Below are 20,064 nucleotides of genomic sequence, written 5' to 3' on the forward strand. Positions count from 1 at the left end.
AAAATATTTTAACAGTTACTAACCTTCCCACGTCCATCTTGTTGTTGCTAGTTGGACATCGCCATGGAAAATCGTTTTTGCTTCGTCGACAAGTTGTTCAACGTTACCGAAATGAGGCAAGTGCGTTAGTAGCAATGTTTTAACACCAGCGTCGCGCGCGATCGTTGCCGCTTCTTCGCTCGTCATATGTCCTGCCTGTTTGGCGTTTTGTCCTGCGTAAAAGTTGCATTCACAAATGAGCAAATGGGCATGTTTCGCAAAAGGAACAAACTGCGGTAAATAGCTCGAATCCGCTGTATACACAACCGTTTTTCCTCCTGCTTCTATGCGCATCGCATAACAAATCGCCGGGTGTTCAGTTTGCATAAACGAAATCGTAAACGGACCGATGTGAATCGTCTCGTTCGGATCATATGCCACCGCTTTTGTCACTCCTTTGTGAGCAAGGCGTGCGAATCCATCCCGATCAAATGAATGTCCATAAATAGGAAGCTCAGGCAAATGTGCGCCTAAATTTTTCTTAATAAGTCGGGCATATTGAAGCGGGCCGATATCTGCCACGTGATCGTGATGATAATGCGATATGATCACCGCATCAAGTTGTTCAATATCAATGACGTTTTGTAGCTGCGCTAACGCTCCGCTTCCGCAATCGACTAACAGACGAAACCCGTCGTGTTCAAATAAATAACATGACGTTGCTTCATTTTTTTTCGGAAATGCTCCCCAATAACCGATTACTGTCACTTTCATATGTATTCACCCTTTCTATTGAAAATGTGTACAACTACACAATACCAAATTTTCGTCTTCATTTCACATATCACAAATGTTATAAAACAACTATTGACAAATGTATATCTGTTATAATACAATGAGATTAACAAAAACGAAGGGGATGGGGAGTTATGTTAGAAAAAATGTCTGAATTTTATAAAAAGTTACCACCAAAAACATGTTGCGAGTGTGGGAAAGAAATGGAAGAGCAACATGAATGTTATGGCAATGTTTGCGTTCAATGTTTAAACGTCACTTGTTAAAGTAAAAAGCAGCCACGCAGGCTGCTTTTTACTTTAACTTATATACACGTGCTTCATACGGTTTTAGCACGATCGTGTCAATGGATTCATTTTCATCAACTGCATAGTTGCTGATGAGCAATTGTTTTTCCGTAAACGTGATGTGTGCTGGCAATGTAAATGTCGGTTGCTCGCTGCTAAAGTTTGTGATGACAAGCAACTGTTCATTGTTGAACTTGCGCACGTATGCATAAATTTGTTCATCATCTTCAAGCAATAACTCGTATGAACCGTACACGATAATTGGATGCTCTTTTCGAAGACGAATGAGCTTTTTATAATAATGAAATACCGAGTTTTCATCTTTTAACGCTTGTTCAACGTTAATGTCGCGATAATTCGGATTTACATCAATCCATGGGGTGCCTGTCGTAAATCCTGCATGTTGTGTCGCATCCCATTGCATCGGTGTGCGCGCATTGTCGCGACCACGATAATGAATTGCTTTTAAAATTTTGTCTGGGTCTTCCCCTTTATTGACGACAACATCGTTCCATAAGTTAATCGTTTCCACATCGCGATAATATTCGATCGACGGGAAAGCAACGTTCGTCATTCCAATTTCTTGCCCTTGATAAATGTATGGCGTTCCTTGCATCATATGTAGCCATGTGGCTAACATTTTTGCGCTTTCCACACGATACGTTTTGTCATCACCAAAACGCGAAACAGACCGCGGCTGATCGTGATTTTCTAAGTAAAGAGAGTTCCACCCTTTTCCATGCAACTCAACTTGCCATTTGCTCATAATTTTTTTCAAATCAGTCAACTTCCATGGCTGAATGTCCCATTTTCCAAGATGACTCCCCGGTTTTGAGTCAACGTCCATATGCTCAAATTGAAATAGCATATTCATGACGCCGTCTTGCTCGTTTGTAAATTGAATCGCATCATCCGTCGTCACCATCGGTGTTTCACCGACTGTCATAATGTCGTATTTGCTTAACACTTTTTCTTTCATTTCACGCAAATAGTCCATTAATTTTGGACCGTTGACAAAATATTGCCCGCCCCATTGATAGCGGTCATTCGGATTCGTCACCGGGGCATCTGGCAATCCCTCGACTTTTGACAATAAATTAATCACATCCATGCGAAATCCATCAATGCCACGGTCTAACCACCATGTCATCATGTTGAAAATTGCTTCGCGCACCTTTTCATTTTCCCAGTTTAAATCCGGCTGTTTTTTCGAAAATAAATGTAAATAATATTCTCCAGTCGCTTCGTCGTACTGCCATGCTGAACCGCTGAAAAACGATTGCCAATTGTTTGGCTCTTTTCCGTCTTTTCCTGCACGCCAAATGTAATAGTCGCGATACGGATTATCTTTCGACTTACGCGACTCGATAAACCAATGATGCTCATCAGACGTATGGTTGACAACTAAATCCATTACTAACTTCATGCCGCGTGCATGCATTTGGGAAAGAAGCTCATCCCAATCAGCAAGCGTCCCAAATTCGTCCATAATATCTTGGTAGTCGCTAATGTCATAGCCGTTATCGTCGTTTGGCGACTTATATACAGGCGATAACCAAACGACATCGACGCCAAGCTCTTGTAAATAATCTAACTTTTCGATAATACCGCGTAAATCGCCAATCCCATCCCCGTTCGAATCTTTAAAACTGCGCGGATAAATTTGATACACGACCGCTTCTTTCCACCATTGTTTCGTTTTTGAAATCGATTCCATTCTCTTTTCTCCTCTCCATTATTCTTTCACTGAACCAGACGTTAAACCAGATACGATGCGACGTTGGAATAATAATACCATAATGACGAGCGGAATAGTAACGATAACGGTCGCAGCTGAAATCTCACCCCATGGAATCGTATATTGCCCTTGGAACATCGCAATACCGACTGGCACCGTTTTATAATTTTCCGCTGTGTTAATGGTTAAAGCGAATAAAAATTCGTTCCATGCTGCAATAAAGACAAGAATGGATGTCGTAAAAATACCTGGTACTGCTAATGGCAAAATAACTTTAAAATACGTTTGAAGCGGTGTGGCTCCGTCCATTTTTGCCGCTTCTTCTAAATCAAACGGAATTTTACGGAAAAACGTCACTAACAACCAAATAGAAAGCGGCAACGCGAATGTTGTATACGGAATAATTAATCCTAAATAACTATTCGTTAACTCAAACTTTTTCACAAACATATAAATTGGTGAAATTGTTGCGATTTGCGGAAACATAGATACCGATAACACAATGCCGAGAATAACTGACTTTCCTTTAAAATCTAAACGGGCAATCGCATACGCCGCAAACGCTGCCACAAATACGGTATATACCGTTGTAATTGTCGCGATAACTGTACTGTTCCATAAATATTTTAAAAACGGATAATTGACAAAAACAGAAACATAACTTTTTAACGTCGGATGGCTCGTAAACCAATTAAACGCTTCTTCACCAAACAGCTCGCTCAATGGTTTAATCGAGCTTAATAAAATCCATAAAAACGGAAACATCACTAAAAAAACGAAAATAAATAAAAACACATAAAACAATGGACCGGCTTTCTTTTGCATCGTTGCACCTCCTATTTTCGATCAGAAATGAGGTCAGCACCTAAAAACTTAATGTAAATCGTCGAAATGATCGCTACGCAAATAAAGACGATCACCGCTAACGCTGAACCGCCGCCGAAGTTTGTTTGCGAGAACATGACTTTATACGCTAAAATCGAGATCGTTTCTGTCGAGTTCGCTGGTCCGCCACCTGTTAAAACGAAAATTAAGTCAAATACACGAAACGCATCAAGCGTACGGAACAAGAGCGCAACGAGAATACTTGATTTTAAAAGTGGTAACGTAATTTTGACGAACTGTTGCCACTTTGTCGCACCGTCAATCGATGCTGCTTCGTATAGTGAGCTTGGGATCGTTTGCAATCCCGCAAGCAACAATAATGCCATGTACGGAGTTGTTTTCCATACGTCAGAGAAAATAACAGCAAACATCGCCCCCGCACCTGTCGTTAATAGCTCGCTCATATTATTAATAATGCCAATATCCGCAAAATATTTTGCGACAATGCCGTTTTGTCCGTCATATAAAAACTTCCACATCAATGCAGATACCGCTGTCGGAATTGCCCACGGAATTAAAATGGTTGCCCGTACAAGTCCTCGGCCAAAAAACGCTTTATTAATTAATAAGGCAATCGCCAAACCAAGCACTAATTCAATCGATACCGAAATGACTGTAAACACCGTCGTATTCCAAAGTGCTTTCCATAAACGGGAGTCGCTCAAATAGTTTTTGTAGTGTGCCAAACCGACAAAGTTCGGTTCAATGACTGCCCCGCTTAATCCGTTTGCAAGTCCAGTTAATTTATCTCCTTGCTTTAATTGTCCGTTCTCGTTTAACGTTTTTAACGTTTGTTTCGTGTTGTTTATCGTTTTTATTAAATCTTCTGCCGCTTGTTCATCGATTGGGACAATTTTTATTTCTTCACTCGGCACTTCGAAATTGTTTAAAATTTCGTCTACTTGCTCATATCGTTTCGCTACTTCTTCATCGGCGCGAATTTCTTCATCCACTTGCTGCAACTGTTCATGTAACGATGTCAGTTGTTCTTTTTCCTCGCCTGTCGCCTGTGCCATTTCTTGTTTTAATGTGCTCATTAAAAACGGATAACTTTCTAAATATCGTTCTAAGTTTAAGCTGTAATCGAGATGGAGAGAAGATTTCGCTGGGTTGTTCAGACGATAATCAAAAAGACTGAAATAAAACGACTGAATAACCGGCCAAATCGCAACCGCCAAAATAAGCAAGAGCGACGGAGCAACAAGGATATAGGCTAAACGGCGCTCCGATTTTTTTTCGTTTTTCACTCGTTGTTCCCCCTTTATGCAAAGGATTTAGCCTTCAGCGCTCAGATGAGGCTGAAGGCTAACGTGCAACTACTGCATCACTGCTTTAATTTCTTTTTCCATGTTGGCAACTGCTTCTTCAACTGTAATTTGTCCAGCAATCGCTTTTGATACGTTAATTTGAATAATTTCAGATACTTCTGGATAGTTTGGTACAACTGGACGTGGTACCGCTGCATTTAATCCGTTAACAAATCCTTCTTCTGCAAAGAATGGGTTCGCTTTTAACACTTCTTCGTCTTTAAATAGTTCTGGAAGCGTTGGTGCTAAACCGCCATAAATCGCAGAAATTTTTTGACCTTCTGGACCAGTCATAAACTTCACAAATTCCCAAGCTGCTTCTTTATTTTTCGAATATGCGTTAATCGCTGTCATCCATCCACCTAATGCAGCAGCTGAACCTTTATCACCAGCAGGCAGTGGCGCAACGCCAACTTTATCAACAATTTTTGATTGCTCTGGATCGTTCGCTAATGCGTATTGATATGGCCAGTTGCGAATAAATGGCGCTTGCCCTTCAATAAACGCTGTATGAGACTCTGGCTCTGTAAATGTTGTAATGTTGCTTGGCACAACGTCAGATGTTGCAATTTCAACCATTTTCTTTAACCCTTTAATTGTTTCAGGGCTGTTGACGACAACGTTATTGTTTTCATCGACGATTTTTCCACCGTATGCCGCAATAAATTCAATCGCGTTACATACTAATCCTTCGTATTGTTTCGCTTGCATTAAGTATCCGAACTGTGTGCCACCTTTTCCTTTAAACTCACGTGCAGCCGCTAACAATTCATCCCATGTTTTCGGCACTTGAGCTTCTGGTACGATGTCTTTACGATAAAATAATAGTCCTGTGTCAATAAATTTTGGCATCGCCCATTGTTTTCCGTCGAAGTTTCCAGCTGCAAGCGCGCCTTGGTTATATGCGCTTAAATCAATGCCGTCTTTTTCGATGAAACGGTCAAGCGGAAGAACGTATCCAGCTTGCGCAAATTCTGCTGGCCAGATCACGTCTAAGTCCATCACGTCAATTTCAGATGATTTTGCGTTTAACATGGTGACGTATGCATCGTGTTGCGCCCCTGTGTCTGAAGGCATTTCGCGGAACTCTACTTTAATGTTTGGGTATTTTGCTTCAAATGCTTTTACGATTTCGTCTGTCGCTTTTGTTGCATCTTTACCACGAGCATAAACGATTTTTACAACTTCCTCTGATTTTTTCGCATCATCTTTTTTGTCTGTTGTTTCTTTCGTTCCTGCGTCTTGACCGCTAGAGCATGCTGTCAAACCAAGTGTAAGCGCTAACAATGCAGAAGAAAATTTTGTTGCCTTCTTCATGAAAAATCCCCCTTATATTATTTAAATGAAAATGTATGTCAAGCTTCATGTTGATGAAGCTCGCTACCAACTGTCGACGCGCGCACAATAAGCTGAAGTGGAAATTCATAAATTTCTTTTACTTCATATTTTTTTGTCTGAATTTTTTCTACGATAATATCTACCGCTTTTTGTGCCATTTGTTTGACTGGTTGATGCACAGTTGTAATCGTCGGATTCGTTAGCTCGGTAATCGCTTGATTGTCAAAGCCAACAACAGCTAAATCTTTAGGGATGCGATAGCCACATCTTAACGCTTCAGATATAATGCCAGCCGCCACTTCATCGCTTCCGGTAAATACAGCAGTCGGTCTTTCTGAAAGCGCCATCATTTGATGAAACACGCGCTTTCCATCCGCGATGTGAAACACATCACGAAAAGCGTACCGTTCATCGAATGTCAGTTTATATTCTGCTAGCGCTTTTTTAAAGCCGATTTCCCGCGATTGTGCGACATTGCTCCGATAGCCACCAGAACAATAGGCAATTTTCGTATGCCCTCGTTCAAGTAAATGTTTCGTTGCTATGTATCCCCCATACACTTGGTCGAGCCGAACGGTTGGAACGTTTGCACAATCGTCAAACTCATTACAAAGAACAATCGGCCCATATTGTAAAAAAGGTTTTAACTTTTTCCATTCATTTTGAATGGAAGCTAAAATCACTCCGTCAACTTGTTTCGTTTTTAATAAATTCATATAGTTTAATTCTTTTTCTGGCGAGTAGCGCGTTTGACAAATAATGAGCTGGTAGCCATGTTCCGCTGCTGCTATTTCCGTCGCTTCTACAAGCTCACTAAAAAATGGATTTGTAATTCGCGGAATCAATAGCGCTAAAATACTTGTTTTTTGATTTCGCAAACTTCTCGCCGAAGAATTAGGAACATATCCTAACTTCTCCATCGCTTCAAGCACGAGCTTTCGTTTCTCTTCCGACACGTATGGGTGATTGTTTATGACGCGCGAAATCGTCGTCCGTGAAAGCCCTGTTAGCTTGGCGACATCTTCAATCGTCGCCATCCTCCCATTCCCCCTTATTTCAATCGAAAAGAAACGAATGAAATCGTTTTCATATTTATATTATACTCACATCATCTTGTATATGCAAGTTAATTTTTTAAAAATTTTTTTCATTACAAAAAAACTTCTGAAGCGTCTTACGCCTCAGAAGCTTTTTCGACAATCGTTGTAAATTGGCGACGATGTTGGATCGTAAAATACGTCATCGTTCCCGCCATCATCACGACGATAAACATGAGCAACTTTCCGATGTTTTCCCACATAAACGAGAAATCGCCGCTTGAAATGACCGCTTTTAATCCGAAAACAGAATATGTCATTGGAAGCCATGCGTTAAAATGTTGCAACGCACGTGGGATTAATTCAAGCGGGAACGTTCCGGCACTTGTTGTCAACTGTAAAATTAAGACGACAATCCCGATAAATCGTCCCGGATCACCAAAAACAGTCACGAGAAATTGAATGACTGATAAAAAGGAAATGCTTGTCACCACACTAAATAAAATGAATAACGGAACGCTTTTTACTTGTAAATCGAGTCCGAAAAGCAATACGCTGTCAGCAAGGAGTGCTTGTAACACACCTACACCAATGAGTACACCAAATTTCGCAAAAAACCATTGAAATGGTGAGCGCGGCAACCCAGCTGGCTCGCGAAGTGGAAAGACGATTGAAAGTAAAAGTGCCCCAACAAACAATCCTAACGACAAGAAATATGGTGTAAATCCTGTTCCGTAGTTTGGCACTTCATTTATTTTTTTATCTTTTACTTTCACCGGTTCGGCAAACATATTATATACGTCTTCGTTTGCTTTGACGTCGCTTGCTTTTTCGGCACCTTCACTTAATTTATCCGCTAGTTCTCCTGAACCATCCGCAAGCTGATTCATTCCATCTTGTAATGTTCTTGTTCCATTCGTTAGTTCATTCATTCCGTTCGCTAATTGTTGTGCGCCGTCCGCTAAGCGATGTGCACCGTCTTGCAATTGGCTTCCCCCATTCGCAAGAGCTTGCAAACCAGAAGCAAGAGTTTGACTACCATTTGCAAGTTTCGCTGTTCCTTGCTCCGCTTCTTCCATTTTTTCATGTAACGTATTCATGCCCGAAACAAGCTGTTCTTGTCCGTTCACTAACGCATTTGCCCCATCAGCAAGTTGTTGTTGCCCAGCAAGCAGTTGATTTACGCCACCTTTGAGAGCGATATGCCCTTCATGCAACTGCTTTGCCCCATGACTTAACGATGTTGCCCCTGCTTGCAACGCCTTGGCGCCATCGTTTAACTGTGCCACTCCGTTTTCCACTTGCTTGCTTCCTACCGACAATTGCACAACGTTTTGTTTTAGTTGCTCATATACTGCTTTTTGCGCTGGATCTGACGTTTGTGCAATGAGGGCATCAAGTTGAACAGCTAACTTCTCTAACCCGCCTGTCACTTGTGTTGCACCTGTTTGAACTTGCGACGCTCCTTGCCGCCACTCGGCAAGTGATGCAGCTAATTTTTCTGCCCCTGCGCTTAATTGTTCTGAACCTTGTAAAAGCTGTGGCATACGAGCATCGAGTGCTTTCATTCCTTCAAGCACACGATTTGTACCTAAAGCCAGTTTCACTGTTCCTTCTTTTGCTTGCTGTGCTCCTACAAGCAATTGTCCTTGCCCATCTACCATACGCTTCATCCCAGCATGAAGCGTTTGAACACCCGTTTGAACTTGCATTGAACCGTCAGCTGCTTTATGCAAACCGTTCGTAAATGTAATGGATTTTTCCGCAAGCGTTGCTAAATGGCGATACAATTCATCGGAGCCATTTTGCGCTTTTTTCATTCCATCATATAGCTTATTCGTTCCTTCGCTTGCATCAACGAGTCCGTCATGCAATTGTTTTGCTCCGTCGCTCGCTTTTGTTAGTCCATCTGCCAACGTTTTTACTTTGTCAAACATGTTTTCTGCGTACGTTTCGGTTAATGTTTTCGCTACCTCTGTTTTCATTCTTTCAACCGCTGTTCCACCGATTTGCGCAGATAAAAAGTTAAACCCTTCATTTGGCTTGTAAATAAGTTGAAGCTTTTTCGGGTGATTGTCTTGTAACGTCGTTGCGTTTTTTGAAAAATCTTCTGGAATTTCAATAAGCATATAATATCGTTGTTCTTTTAATCCTTTTTCCCCTTCACGCTGGCTTACAAAATGCCAATCAAACTGTTTTTTTTCTTTTAACTTGTCAACGAGATCGTCACCAATATGAAGTTCTTCCCCTTCAAATGTCGCGCCTTTGTCATTATTGACAACAGCGACAGGTAAATCGTCTAAATGATCGTACGGATCCCAAAACGCCCATAAAAACATACCACTATATAAAAGCGGAATAAATAAGACAGCGATAATCGGAATAAGCACTTTCCGATTGGAAGTGACCGCTTTGATTTCTTGTATCAATAATCGGAATGTATGCATATGCTCAACCCCCTTTTTAAAAATATTGACCAATTTGTTCATTTAGTCATTTCTTGCAAAAAAGAGAAGGATCATCATCGAGATAATCCTTTTAATAAGTACAAATCAAACAGTTCGGCCATTTTTTGTTGTGGCAATGGTTCATGTTCTTTTTCCCAATCAACGTTTAAAGCAATATACATTTTAAACATTAAAAATGCTGTTAATTCGGGATCACACGAACGAATTTCCCCTTTTGCCATCGCCTCTTCTATTTTTTCACGAACGTAAGCGATCATTTCTCGGTCAAGCCGCTTCATCACATCACGTACAGCTGGCGTCCCGATATCACGCACTTCTTGTAACAGCTTGATCGTCAATTCATGCTCTTTGCGAAACGTAAAAATACGTTGCAAAGCACGTTGCACGTTTTCTTTAAATGACAAGCGTTGATCAATTACGGCATCTGCCTCGTGCTTAATTTCAAAAATAATCGAAGAAACGATTTCTTCTAACAGCTCTTCTTTGCTTTTGAAAAACGTATAAATCGTCCCTTTACCGACATTCGCCATTTTCGCCACTTGATCCATCGTTGTCGCTTTATAACCAAAAAGCGAAAACGACTTCGTTGCCGCTTCAATAATTTGTTTTCTTTTTTCTGACATAGGCGTTCATCCTTTATTTTGACTAAATGAACATTTTGGTCATTTCGTTTTACATCTTATCATAATGGATATATGTTTGCAAGAAAAAAAGGTGCCTAATATTATAATGACACCTTTTCTTTCGTATAAGCTAAATAATGTAACACTTTTTTTACCGCTTCTTCTCCTTGATCAATACAGTCTGGAAGCCCAAGACCTTCATACGAACTGCCCGCCAAAAAGACGCCAGGGAGTTGTTGTTGCATATTTTGTTTGACGCGCTCGATTCGTTCACGATGACCGACCGTATATTGCGGCATCGATTGTTTCCAGCGCGTCACGATCGAAAACATCGGATTCATCGTCATATTCATCACTTTATTCAAATCGTCCATGACAACTTGGACAATATCATCGTCTGTTTGATCAACAACCGCTTCATCACCAGGTCGACCGACATAACAACGCAACAAAACGTACCCTTCTGGTGTCGTATGTGGCCATTTTTTATGCGTCCACGTACATGCGGTAATCGTATAGTCGCTATCGCGTGAAACGACAAATCCTGTTCCGTTCATATCTTTCGCTACCGCTTCTTTCGGAAACGCTAACGCAACCGTTGCAACAGACGTAGATGGCATCGTTTCAAAAGAAGAAAACATCGTTTCATTTGGAAAAAGCGATGTCAATGATTGATGCGGAACAGCAATAATGACGCTATCCGCTTCTTTTTTCTCTCCGTTGCTTAACGTTAAAACATATGTGTCATCGACTTTTTCGATACGCTCAACACGTACCCCTTTATGCACCGTTCCTTTTTCTAACTTTTGCTCTATCGCATCAACGAGAGATGACAACCCTGTTTTTAACGTTTGAAAAATGCCTTTGTCGCTTTTTTGTTTCGTTTTTTGTTTCGGCATCGATCGCTTTATTCCTAACACGAGGCTTCCGTGTTTTTGCTCTAAATGGAAATATTGAGGGAACGTCGCCATTAAGCTAAGCTGGTCAATATCGCCTGCATAAATACCTGATAATAAAGGTTCAATGAGACGGTCAACAACTTCATTCCCGAGACGACGACGGAAAAATTGTCCGAGCGATACGTCTCCTTCCGCTTTCAACGGTGGCAAAACAAAGTCAGCTGCTGCGCGCAGTTTGCCAAATGGAGAAAAGAGACGCGTCATAACAAACGGTGCGATTTTTGTCGGAATGCCCATCACCGCACCACCCGGAATTGGATGAAGCGTTCGATTGACGAGAATGTACGATTGACCTGCCGTATTATGCACGAGCTCTTTTTCAAGTCCGACTTCGTGAATGAGGCGTGAGGCGCTCATTTTTCGTGCCAAAAAAGAATCTGGTCCTCGTTCAATGACAAATCCATTGCGATAAACCGTCTGTACTTTCCCACCAAGTCGATGACTCGCCTCAATTAATTCACAGGAAATTGGCAGCTGCTTTTCATGAGCCTCTTTTTGCAAATAATACGCTGCCGTTAATCCTGTCATACCACCGCCAATAATGACGACTTTCTTTTTCATAATGATCCGCCTTCTTTACGTAAATGGTTTAACACAACGGTTGCAAGGGCGTCAATAAACTGCGGATGAGCGTTTGGCATCGGCGGACGATAGTAACTCACACCGAGTTCATCCGTTACTTGCTTACATTCAATGTCGTTATCATACAACACTTCTAAATGATCCGCGACAAAGCCAGCTGGAACATATATAAAAGCCTCATAGCCCTTTTCTTCGTATAGTTGCCGCGTTAAATCTTGCACATCAGGCCCTAGCCATGGCTCTGGCGTATTTCCTGCGCTTTGCCAACCAGTGACGTATTCCGAAACACCCGCTTCTTTTGCAATGAAATCGGCTGTTTCTTGTAGTTGTTTTGGGTACGGATCGCCCATCGCAATAATTTTTTCAGGTAAACTATGCGCTGAAACGATCAGCACCGCTTTTTCCCGTTCTCGTTCAGTCATCGAAGCATACGTTTCTTTTACTCGCTCTGCCCAATATTGAATGAATTTCGGTTCAGTGTACCAACTTTCCACACATGTCAATTTCGGTCCGCCTAAACGAGCTGCTTCTTCTTTTGCCCTTCCGTTATATGATTTCACACTAAATGTCGAAAAATGTGGCGCTAATACGATCGAAACCGCTTCTTCTATTCCATCTTCACGCATTTGCCGAACGGCATCTTCAACGAACGGTTCAATATGCTTCAATCCTAAATACATGCGAAATTCAATATTATCTTGCACTTCATTCAGTCGCTCGGCAAGTTTTTCCGCTTGTTGTTTTGTAATGGCTGCAAGCGGAGAAATGCCTCCAATCGCTTCATACCGCCTGCGAAGATCTGTTAACATCTCTTCTGACGGTTTGCGACCGTGTCGAATGTGCGTGTAATATCGCTCTAAATCTTCCTCTTTATATGGCGTGCCATACGCCATGACAAGCAATCCCATTACTTTTTTTGACATCGTTTATTCATCCTTTTCTTTTTGCTGAATAATCGTGAATAAATGCTGTAAGTCGTCTTAACGTCTCCGGCTTGATTTGTGGGAAAATGCCGTGCCCTAAGTTAAATACGTATCCACCTTCATGCACCATGCCTTCATCTAAAATTTGTTTCACGCGCGCTTCAATGACTTCCCATGGCGCAAGCAATACGGCTGGATCTAAATTGCCTTGTAGCGCTTTTGTAAGCCCCATCTCGCGCGCTTCACGAATCGATAAGCGCCAATCTAAGCCGACAACGTCAAGCGGCAAGTCATGCCATTCTTTTGCTAAATGGCTTGCTCCGACACCGAACATAATAAGTGGCACATTTTCATCGCGAAGCGCTGTAAAAATACGCTCCATCGTCGGTTTAATAAATTGACGATAATCCGCAACGTTTACCGCTCCAACCCATGAGTCGAAAATTTGAATGGCGCTTGCTCCTGCTCGAATTTGCGCTTTGACGTAGCGAATCGTCATGTCTGCTAGCTTATCCATCAGAGCAAACCATGCTTTCGGCTCGGCATACATAAACGCTTTCGTTTTATTATAGTTTTTCGACGGTCCACCTTCAATCATATAGCTTGCTAAAGTAAACGGCGCACCAGCGAAGCCGATAAGTGGAACAGTCAGTTGCTCTTTCGTCAATAGACGAATCGTTTCAAGCACATACGGCACATCGCTCTCCGGATCAATTTCTCCAAGACGCTCGACATCCGCAAGCGAACGAATTGGATTATCGATAACTGGTCCGATGCCTGCTTTAATATCGACATCGACACCGATCGCTGGAAGCGGTGACATAATATCTTTATAAAGAATGGCCGCATCGACGTTATATTGTTCGACAGGCAAACGTGTTACATATGCGCATAACTCCGGCTGATGTGTAATTTCAAAAAGCGAATATTTTTCTTTTAACGCACGATATTCTGGCTGCGAACGTCCTGCTTGTCTCATATACCAAACTGGTACGTATTCTGTCGCTTCCCCGCGACAAGCGCGTAAAAATGTATCGTTTTTAATCATTATGTCCATCCTTTCTCGTTATGTAATCGCTTATATTATAGTGTAGCGAAATTGTTTCTTTGTTTCCACTAACACAACTATACCGATTTTTTCACCGTCTGGGTAGTAATAATACGCAACGTTCATGAAATCGCCAAGAAGAAAAGAAAGTGGTAAAATATGAATAGTAAATGGAAGGAGATGATATTGATGTACGTATTTATGACAAATGGCACAATCGACTATTTGCAACGATTGCGCAATCAATATCCGAACGAACATATGTTGCTTGTACATGATGGGGAGAACGGATTGCTCGTGCATGAAACAGAAGGAAAAAGCGTCTTTCACGAGCCGCGTCCATATGAAGTGCTTGATGCGGTTGGTCCATTAGGGGGATCATTTGTTGTTTGCAATAATATTCCTGTTACTGACGAAGGAAGACCGTTATTTGAACATCGTTTTCAACAGCGGGCGCGCTTAATTGAACAAGAACCAGGATTTATCGCCATTCGCGTCTTACGTCCGTTAAAAAGCGATACGTACGTCATTATGACGATGTGGGAAAATGAAAGCGCCTTTCGTCGTTGGCAACAGTCAAAAGCTTACGAAAAAGCGCATGAAAAACGTGGCACAGAAAAAGGAATCGACCAACAACGATCCATTTTCCCACGTCCGTCATATGTGACAACATACACCGTCATAAAAGAAGGCTGATGTTTTGTCAGCCTTTTACCCGTTCCAAGCATTCATGCCGCCACGTACATTCACGACACGTTTAAACCCATTTTTCGCTAATATTTTGGCCGCTTGATTGCTGCGCATACCACTTTGACAAATAACGATCGTCTCTTTTTCACGATCGAGCTCATGTAGTTTATCAGCCAATTGATGAAGCGGAATGTTTTTAAATTGGCGAATGTTGCGCGCACGATATTCCGCTGGTGTGCGTACATCAATAAATTGACGGTCTTTCGTTTGTTTTAATTTTTCTTTTAACTCATCTGGTGTAATATGTTCCACACCTTTTGTTAGTAACATTTTTGTTGCAACAAAATAAATAAGCAAAATAATTAGAACAACATTGATCCATGTGCCCATATATTCTCCTCCTAAATACGTATATGGGTATATTAACCCGTTTTCGACGATTTGTCAACGATGGTATAATGGTAAAAAACAGAAGGAGCGGTGCGTGTGAAAACATTACTATTTGCAAAGCTTGACGAATATTACAACGAAATGGTTACGATTCGTCGCCATTTGCATCAATACCCTGAACTGTCGTTTCAAGAGTATAAAACAGCAGCGTATATTGCAAATTACTACAAACAGCTTGGCATTCCTGTGCGGACAAATGTCGGAGGAAACGGGGTAGTTGCGACTATTCAAGGTCAAACAGGCGGAAAAACGATTGCACTTCGAGCGGATTTTGACGCTCTTCCGATTCAAGATGAAAAAGATGTGCCATATAAATCAACAATTCCGGGTGTCATGCACGCATGTGGACACGATGGTCATACTGCCACACTACTTGTTCTCGCCAAAGCGCTTTATGAATTGCGCGAACATTGGAGCGGCACGATCATTTGCATTCATCAACATGCAGAAGAATATGCACCAGGTGGAGCAAAAGCGATGATTGAAGACGGTTGTTTAGAAGGAGTGGATGCGATTTTTGGCACACATTTATGGGCAACAGAGCTGACAGGCGTCATTCAATATCGTACGGGAGCGATCATGGCAGCTGCAGACCGCTTTCAAATCATCATTCAAGGTTCAGGCGGTCACGGAGCAGAACCACACAAAACGAAAGATGCGATCGTTACCGCATCACAGCTAGTACTACATTTACAGCAAATCGTCAGCCGTCGCGTCGATCCGCTTGAACCTGCTGTTGTTTCCATTGGCTCATTCGTTTCCGACAACGCGTTTAACGTCATTGCAGATCGTGCTACGTTAGTGGGGACGGTACGGACATTTTCGGAACAAGTACGTGACGATATTGAACGAGAAATTGAGCAAATTGTTAAAGGTACATGCATCGCCAACGGTTGTACATACGAGTACACATATATGCGTGGATACCCGCCTGTGGTGAATCATGAAGACGAAACAACATTTCTCGTCTCCGTCGCCCGTGAAATCGAAGAAATAACCGATGTAGTCGAAATCCATCCGCATATGGGTGGGGAAGATTTTTCCTATTATTTACAACATGTAAAAGGAACGTTTTTCTTTACAGGGGCAAAAGCAAAAACGACAACCGCTGCCTATCCGCATCATCATCCAAAATTTGATTTTGATGAACGCGCCATGCTTATCGCGGCGAAAATGCTCGGTCTTACAGCAATTAAATATATGGAAAAATGAAAGAAGCGGTTCAAGCCGCTTCTCTCATTTTTCCTACATAAAACATCATCGCTATATAACATACGAAAACAATAAAAAACGTCGATAGCATAGTGAAAACATCATGAGCCATATATGCAACGATAGCAAAAATAAGCGCTTGGTTCATTCCAATAGTAAATAACGCACGCATAAATGACCGATGCGCCTCAACGGATGACAACGGATAAAGGAAGAACAGCGGATGCCCTCGATGGTACGAACGAAGCGAAAGCAATTGAACGGCTGTCGCATACGAACATAAAAGGGCAAACCACTCGACACCGCGAGGCAACGTAAAAATGAAGACAATGCCGATAACTGTCAAGCGAACGAACAAACCAAAATAGTCGCCGGCACGAAAAAATGTGCGCACATACAAATACGTATACGGTCGCATATGCCAACGATCGAGCAAATGGAAAACGAAACGAAGCAACGTTCGTTTTTTTACCGTATGTTTCATGTGAGGAACATCAACAAACGCGTGGACGAGCCGATAAAATGTTTGCATTCGTCGCTGTTCATCGGCAAGCAACTGCTCCCATTGAAGTCCAACTTTTTTTCCTCTACGCTCTACATATAACACAACAACAATCATAAGCAAAATAATGATCACCATAAATCCGTATTGTTTCACAAGTAAGAAATAAAAAAACAATACGTTCAGTAAAAAACGAACGAACAACGGAAAGAAATGGCGCCCTATTCGAGCATCTTCATTCCATTGGATGAACATATTCCACCCTTTTAACGCCATCATTGCAATCATGACGACCAAAGGCGACTGCTCCGAAAACTTTAAATGAAGAGGGAGAAACATAACGAATACAATGAAGGAAACATACAAATGAACGAAAAAGCTATATATGCTTGCGCGCCAAAAATACGGACGAAGCCGTCGCTCTAATGGAAGAAGAAACACCGCATCCGCTTCCTGTAATAACGTGCGCACCCCGCTTTGTGTGCTAAATAAAGCAAATATAAACGAAGCGATTACAGCATACGGAAACGATATGAGCTCATCGACCGCCCGCTTATAAACAACAGCACCTACTCCTATCCCAATAAACAAGACGAGCAATAAATGGTCATTAAACATATATCGACCATATCGTCTCACTTCTGCTACATAAGCAATAAACCGCTTTTTCCATAACTGTTTTCCATCAATCATCGTTCGTCTCTTCCTTCGTTAATTCGATATATATATCATCGAGCGTTGCATGAGGCATATGTAGCTGTTCCTGAAGCATTGGTAATGACCCCGCCGCTTTCACTTGCCCGTTATGCAAAATGACAAACGAATCGCAATATCGCTCTGCTGTCGCTAAAATGTGCGTCGACATAAGAATCCCCGCTCCTTGCTTTTTCCGTTCATCAATCAGTTGAAGCAATGCTTGAATGGCGAGCGGATCTAATCCGACAAACGGTTCATCAATAATGTAAAGTGGCACATTCACTAAAAAAGCGCATATAATCATCACTTTTTGTTTCATTCCTTTGGAAAAAAAAGCAGGGAACGCACCTAATTTTTTCTCAAGTCGAAACGCCTTTAACAATTTAGGCACACGGTGTTCATATTCCTCATCACGTACACCGTACGCCATGGCGGTCAGGCGCAAATGTTCTTCTAATGTTAATTCTTCGTATAAGGCAGGCATTTCGGGAATGTATGTAAATTGTGCACGATATTGTGTCGGGGCGTCTTGAAACGTTATTCCGTTTATCGTAATTGTCCCCTTGCGCGGTTGCATCAATCCGATCATATGTTTAATCGTCGTGCTTTTTCCTGCTCCATTTAACCCGATTAATGCAACGACCTCCCCTTCATGTACGGTAAACGATACGTCATCTAAAATGTTTTGTTTCGTATAACCGCCGAATAAATGTTGAACTTGTAATAGTGCCATCATCGCTTCCCTTTCGTATATGATTATTTTTTATTTTAACAAATGAATAACGAAAAGAAAAACGGGTTACGATAAGTAGCGAAGAGGGACAAACAAGTAGTAAGTCGCAGTGAGCAACAAAGCAAGTTCAAGAACACGATGAAATGAGGTGTCTACGGGCCGCACATTAAGCTAGCCTGTAACAACGAAAGCACTCCCTGAAAAAGGGGATGGTCATCTTGAACAACGTCATACTCACAAACGCGTAACGGACTCTACTCGTAAATGAGGTGTTCCCAAAAGACACATAAATCATGAAGCTCCCTCTTCAATGGGCAGGATGCGATGCGCATCCTGCTCTTTCCGTTTTCGAAACGACAATCGTGTGGTAAAATAAAGACAAAATGGAAAGAAAGGTGGCGTCATCATGAGCGACTGTATTTTTTGTAAAATTATAAACGGAGACATTCCTGCCGCAAAAGTATTTGAAAATGAGCATGTCATCGCCTTTTTAGACATTAGTCAAGTGACGAAAGGACATACGCTCGTCGTACCGAAAGTACATAAAGAAAATATTTATGAATTAACTTCAGACATCGCCCAGCGTGTATTTGAGGTCGTTCCGACAATCGCCAATGCGATTCGTAAACAGTTTTCCCCAGAAGGCATCAACATTTTAAGCAACAACGGAGAAATTGCAGGACAAACCGTTTTCCATTATCATATGCACATCATTCCGCGATATGGTAAAGGAGATGGATTTGGGGCTGTGTGGAAATCGCATCAAAGCGACTACACGTTTGATGAATTACAACACATCGCTGCGCAAATTAAACAAGCTCTATAAGAAAGAAGGTGTCCTCGTGGGCACCTTCTTCCGTTCGAAACGTTTTATTCGCCTTTTAATGCGTCTTTTAACGATTTGTCTTTAATGTCGACATTCGCTTCTTTCATAAGCTTATCCAGTTTCGATTGCACTTTAGATGCATCGAGTTTACTCTTTTTCACTTCATATTCCATTTCTTCTTTCATTTCATCAAACGACTTTTTCTCTTCTTTATCTGTCACTTTAATGATATGGTAGCCAAATTGCGTTTTCACCGGTTCGCTTACTTCACCGACTTTTAACGTATACGCTGCTTTTTCAAATTCTTCAACCATTTTTCCAGGTCCAAACCAACCTAAATCGCCACCGTTTTGTGCCGAACCTGTATCTTTCGAATATTCTTTCGCTAATTTCGCGAAATCTTCTCCTTTTTCTAACTTCGCTTTAATTTCTTTTGCTGTCTTTTCATCGTCGACTAAAATGTGACTTGCTTTCACTTTCGGCTTATATTCATTGTAATATTTTTCTAACTCTTCATCTGACACTTTAATATCTTCCATCGCTGCTTTTTGGCGCAACAAATCAAGTTTGACCATGTCACGAATGGCTTCTTCTCCATTTTGCTGCACCGCTAAATCATATTGAACACCATACATCTCTTTTAAATTCTCGATTTCCTTATTTAGCTCTTCATCCGTTACTTTAAATTTTTTACTTAACACTTTCTCATGTACGAGATCGCGTAAGACGTCTTTGCCGTAACGTTCTTTCATTTCGTTATACAATTCTTCTTTTGTAATGTTGCCTTCCTTCGTTTCGACGACAACGTCCGATCCGCTATTACAAGCCGAAAGCGCAAGCATCGCTGCTGCCGACATAGCAACTGTCCATTTTTTCATTCTCCCACAACTCCTATCTATAAATGTACACAAGACATACTATACCATATTTTTTCCGAAAGCTAAAATAAAGCAAAACTGCGCCCATACCTTTTCGCTCCTTTTGAC

19 protein-coding genes are annotated in these 20,064 nt (G+C 41.5%); 4 read left to right on the top strand and 15 right to left on the bottom strand.

Annotation, left to right across the window (positions count from 1 at the left end; translation table 11 throughout):
- Positions 1-18 precede the first annotated feature (18 nt).
- Positions 19-753 carry an MBL fold metallo-hydrolase gene (locus tag ACYQY7_RS03260; protein WP_461200711.1) on the bottom strand — a complete coding sequence of 245 codons (735 nt, stop codon included), beginning with the start codon at positions 751-753 and terminating at the stop codon, positions 19-21.
- Positions 754-908: 155 nt separating this feature from the next.
- Between ACYQY7_RS03260 and yhfH the strand changes: the two genes are divergently transcribed.
- Positions 909-1,040 (top strand): protein YhfH, encoded by a 132-nt coding sequence (gene yhfH, locus ACYQY7_RS03265; RefSeq protein ID WP_461200712.1) that lies wholly within the window; start codon positions 909-911, stop codon positions 1,038-1,040.
- Between the two features lie 28 nt (positions 1,041-1,068).
- On the opposite strand, the gene ACYQY7_RS03270 is transcribed toward yhfH, so the two are convergent.
- The 10 genes from ACYQY7_RS03270 to hemE all read right to left on the bottom strand — a co-directional run bounded on the left by ACYQY7_RS03270 (position 1,069) and on the right by hemE (position 13,978).
- Positions 1,069-2,778, bottom strand: a complete 1,710-nt coding sequence (locus ACYQY7_RS03270; RefSeq protein ID WP_461200713.1) for a glycoside hydrolase family 13 protein — start codon at positions 2,776-2,778, stop codon at positions 1,069-1,071.
- Between the two features lie 18 nt (positions 2,779-2,796).
- Complete coding sequence (locus tag ACYQY7_RS03275; RefSeq protein ID WP_006319062.1) at positions 2,797-3,624, bottom strand: carbohydrate ABC transporter permease; 828 nt, start codon at positions 3,622-3,624, stop codon at positions 2,797-2,799.
- An 11-nt stretch (positions 3,625-3,635) separates the two neighbouring features.
- Positions 3,636-4,931, bottom strand: coding sequence for an ABC transporter permease subunit (locus tag ACYQY7_RS03280; RefSeq protein ID WP_461200714.1), 1,296 nt, complete (start codon positions 4,929-4,931; stop codon positions 3,636-3,638).
- A gap of 69 nt (positions 4,932-5,000) precedes the next feature.
- A complete protein-coding gene (locus ACYQY7_RS03285; RefSeq protein ID WP_461200715.1) occupies positions 5,001-6,308 on the bottom strand; it encodes an ABC transporter substrate-binding protein in 1,308 nt (435 codons plus the stop codon).
- Positions 6,309-6,346: 38 nt separating this feature from the next.
- Positions 6,347-7,366 carry a LacI family DNA-binding transcriptional regulator gene (locus ACYQY7_RS03290; RefSeq protein ID WP_461200716.1) on the bottom strand — a complete coding sequence of 340 codons (1,020 nt, stop codon included), beginning with the start codon at positions 7,364-7,366 and terminating at the stop codon, positions 6,347-6,349.
- A gap of 137 nt (positions 7,367-7,503) precedes the next feature.
- Positions 7,504-9,813 (bottom strand): YhgE/Pip family protein, encoded by a 2,310-nt coding sequence (locus ACYQY7_RS03295; protein ID WP_461200717.1) that lies wholly within the window; start codon positions 9,811-9,813, stop codon positions 7,504-7,506.
- 74 nt (positions 9,814-9,887) lie between these two features.
- A complete protein-coding gene (locus ACYQY7_RS03300) occupies positions 9,888-10,457 on the bottom strand; it encodes a TetR/AcrR family transcriptional regulator (RefSeq protein ID WP_461200718.1) in 570 nt (189 codons plus the stop codon).
- Between the two features lie 101 nt (positions 10,458-10,558).
- Positions 10,559-11,977, bottom strand: a complete 1,419-nt coding sequence (gene hemY, locus ACYQY7_RS03305; RefSeq protein ID WP_461200719.1) for a protoporphyrinogen oxidase — start codon at positions 11,975-11,977, stop codon at positions 10,559-10,561.
- Positions 11,974-12,921, bottom strand: coding sequence for a ferrochelatase (hemH, locus tag ACYQY7_RS03310; protein ID WP_461200720.1), 948 nt, complete (start codon positions 12,919-12,921; stop codon positions 11,974-11,976). The genes hemY and hemH overlap by 4 nt, the downstream gene beginning before the upstream one ends.
- Before the next feature lie 7 nt (positions 12,922-12,928).
- The gene (gene hemE, locus ACYQY7_RS03315; protein WP_461200721.1) at positions 12,929-13,978 is read right to left on the bottom strand and encodes a uroporphyrinogen decarboxylase; all 1,050 of its coding nucleotides are present in this window, start codon (positions 13,976-13,978) and stop codon (positions 12,929-12,931) included.
- A 180-nt stretch (positions 13,979-14,158) separates the two neighbouring features.
- On the opposite strand from hemE, the gene ACYQY7_RS03320 reads away from it, so the two are divergent.
- Positions 14,159-14,665, top strand: a complete 507-nt coding sequence (locus ACYQY7_RS03320; protein ID WP_461200722.1) for an antibiotic biosynthesis monooxygenase family protein — start codon at positions 14,159-14,161, stop codon at positions 14,663-14,665.
- A 15-nt stretch (positions 14,666-14,680) separates the two neighbouring features.
- On the opposite strand, the gene ACYQY7_RS03325 is transcribed toward ACYQY7_RS03320, so the two are convergent.
- Positions 14,681-15,049 (bottom strand): rhodanese-like domain-containing protein, encoded by a 369-nt coding sequence (locus ACYQY7_RS03325; RefSeq protein ID WP_461200723.1) that lies wholly within the window; start codon positions 15,047-15,049, stop codon positions 14,681-14,683.
- Positions 15,050-15,145: 96 nt separating this feature from the next.
- On the opposite strand from ACYQY7_RS03325, the gene ACYQY7_RS03330 reads away from it, so the two are divergent.
- The gene (locus ACYQY7_RS03330) at positions 15,146-16,321 is read left to right on the top strand and encodes a M20 family metallopeptidase (protein WP_461200724.1); all 1,176 of its coding nucleotides are present in this window, start codon (positions 15,146-15,148) and stop codon (positions 16,319-16,321) included.
- 10 nt (positions 16,322-16,331) lie between these two features.
- Here the strand turns inward: ACYQY7_RS03330 and ACYQY7_RS03335 are convergent, their stop codons facing one another.
- On the bottom strand, positions 16,332-17,516 hold the full coding sequence (locus ACYQY7_RS03335; protein ID WP_461200725.1) for an ABC transporter permease: 1,185 nt from the start codon (positions 17,514-17,516) through the stop codon (positions 16,332-16,334).
- Positions 17,509-18,255, bottom strand: a complete 747-nt coding sequence (locus ACYQY7_RS03340; RefSeq protein ID WP_461200726.1) for an ABC transporter ATP-binding protein — start codon at positions 18,253-18,255, stop codon at positions 17,509-17,511. Before ACYQY7_RS03340 ends, ACYQY7_RS03335 begins: the two co-directional genes overlap by 8 nt.
- Positions 18,256-18,658: 403 nt before the next feature.
- On the opposite strand from ACYQY7_RS03340, the gene ACYQY7_RS03345 reads away from it, so the two are divergent.
- Entirely contained in the window at positions 18,659-19,078 is a 420-nt protein-coding gene (locus ACYQY7_RS03345; RefSeq protein ID WP_461200727.1) for an HIT family protein, read from the top strand.
- A 44-nt stretch (positions 19,079-19,122) separates the two neighbouring features.
- On the opposite strand, the gene ACYQY7_RS03350 is transcribed toward ACYQY7_RS03345, so the two are convergent.
- A complete protein-coding gene (locus ACYQY7_RS03350; RefSeq protein WP_461200728.1) occupies positions 19,123-19,956 on the bottom strand; it encodes a peptidylprolyl isomerase in 834 nt (277 codons plus the stop codon).
- Between the last annotated feature and the right edge of the window lie 108 nt (positions 19,957-20,064).

The organism is Anoxybacillus sp. TBDG-1, assembly GCF_054815885.1.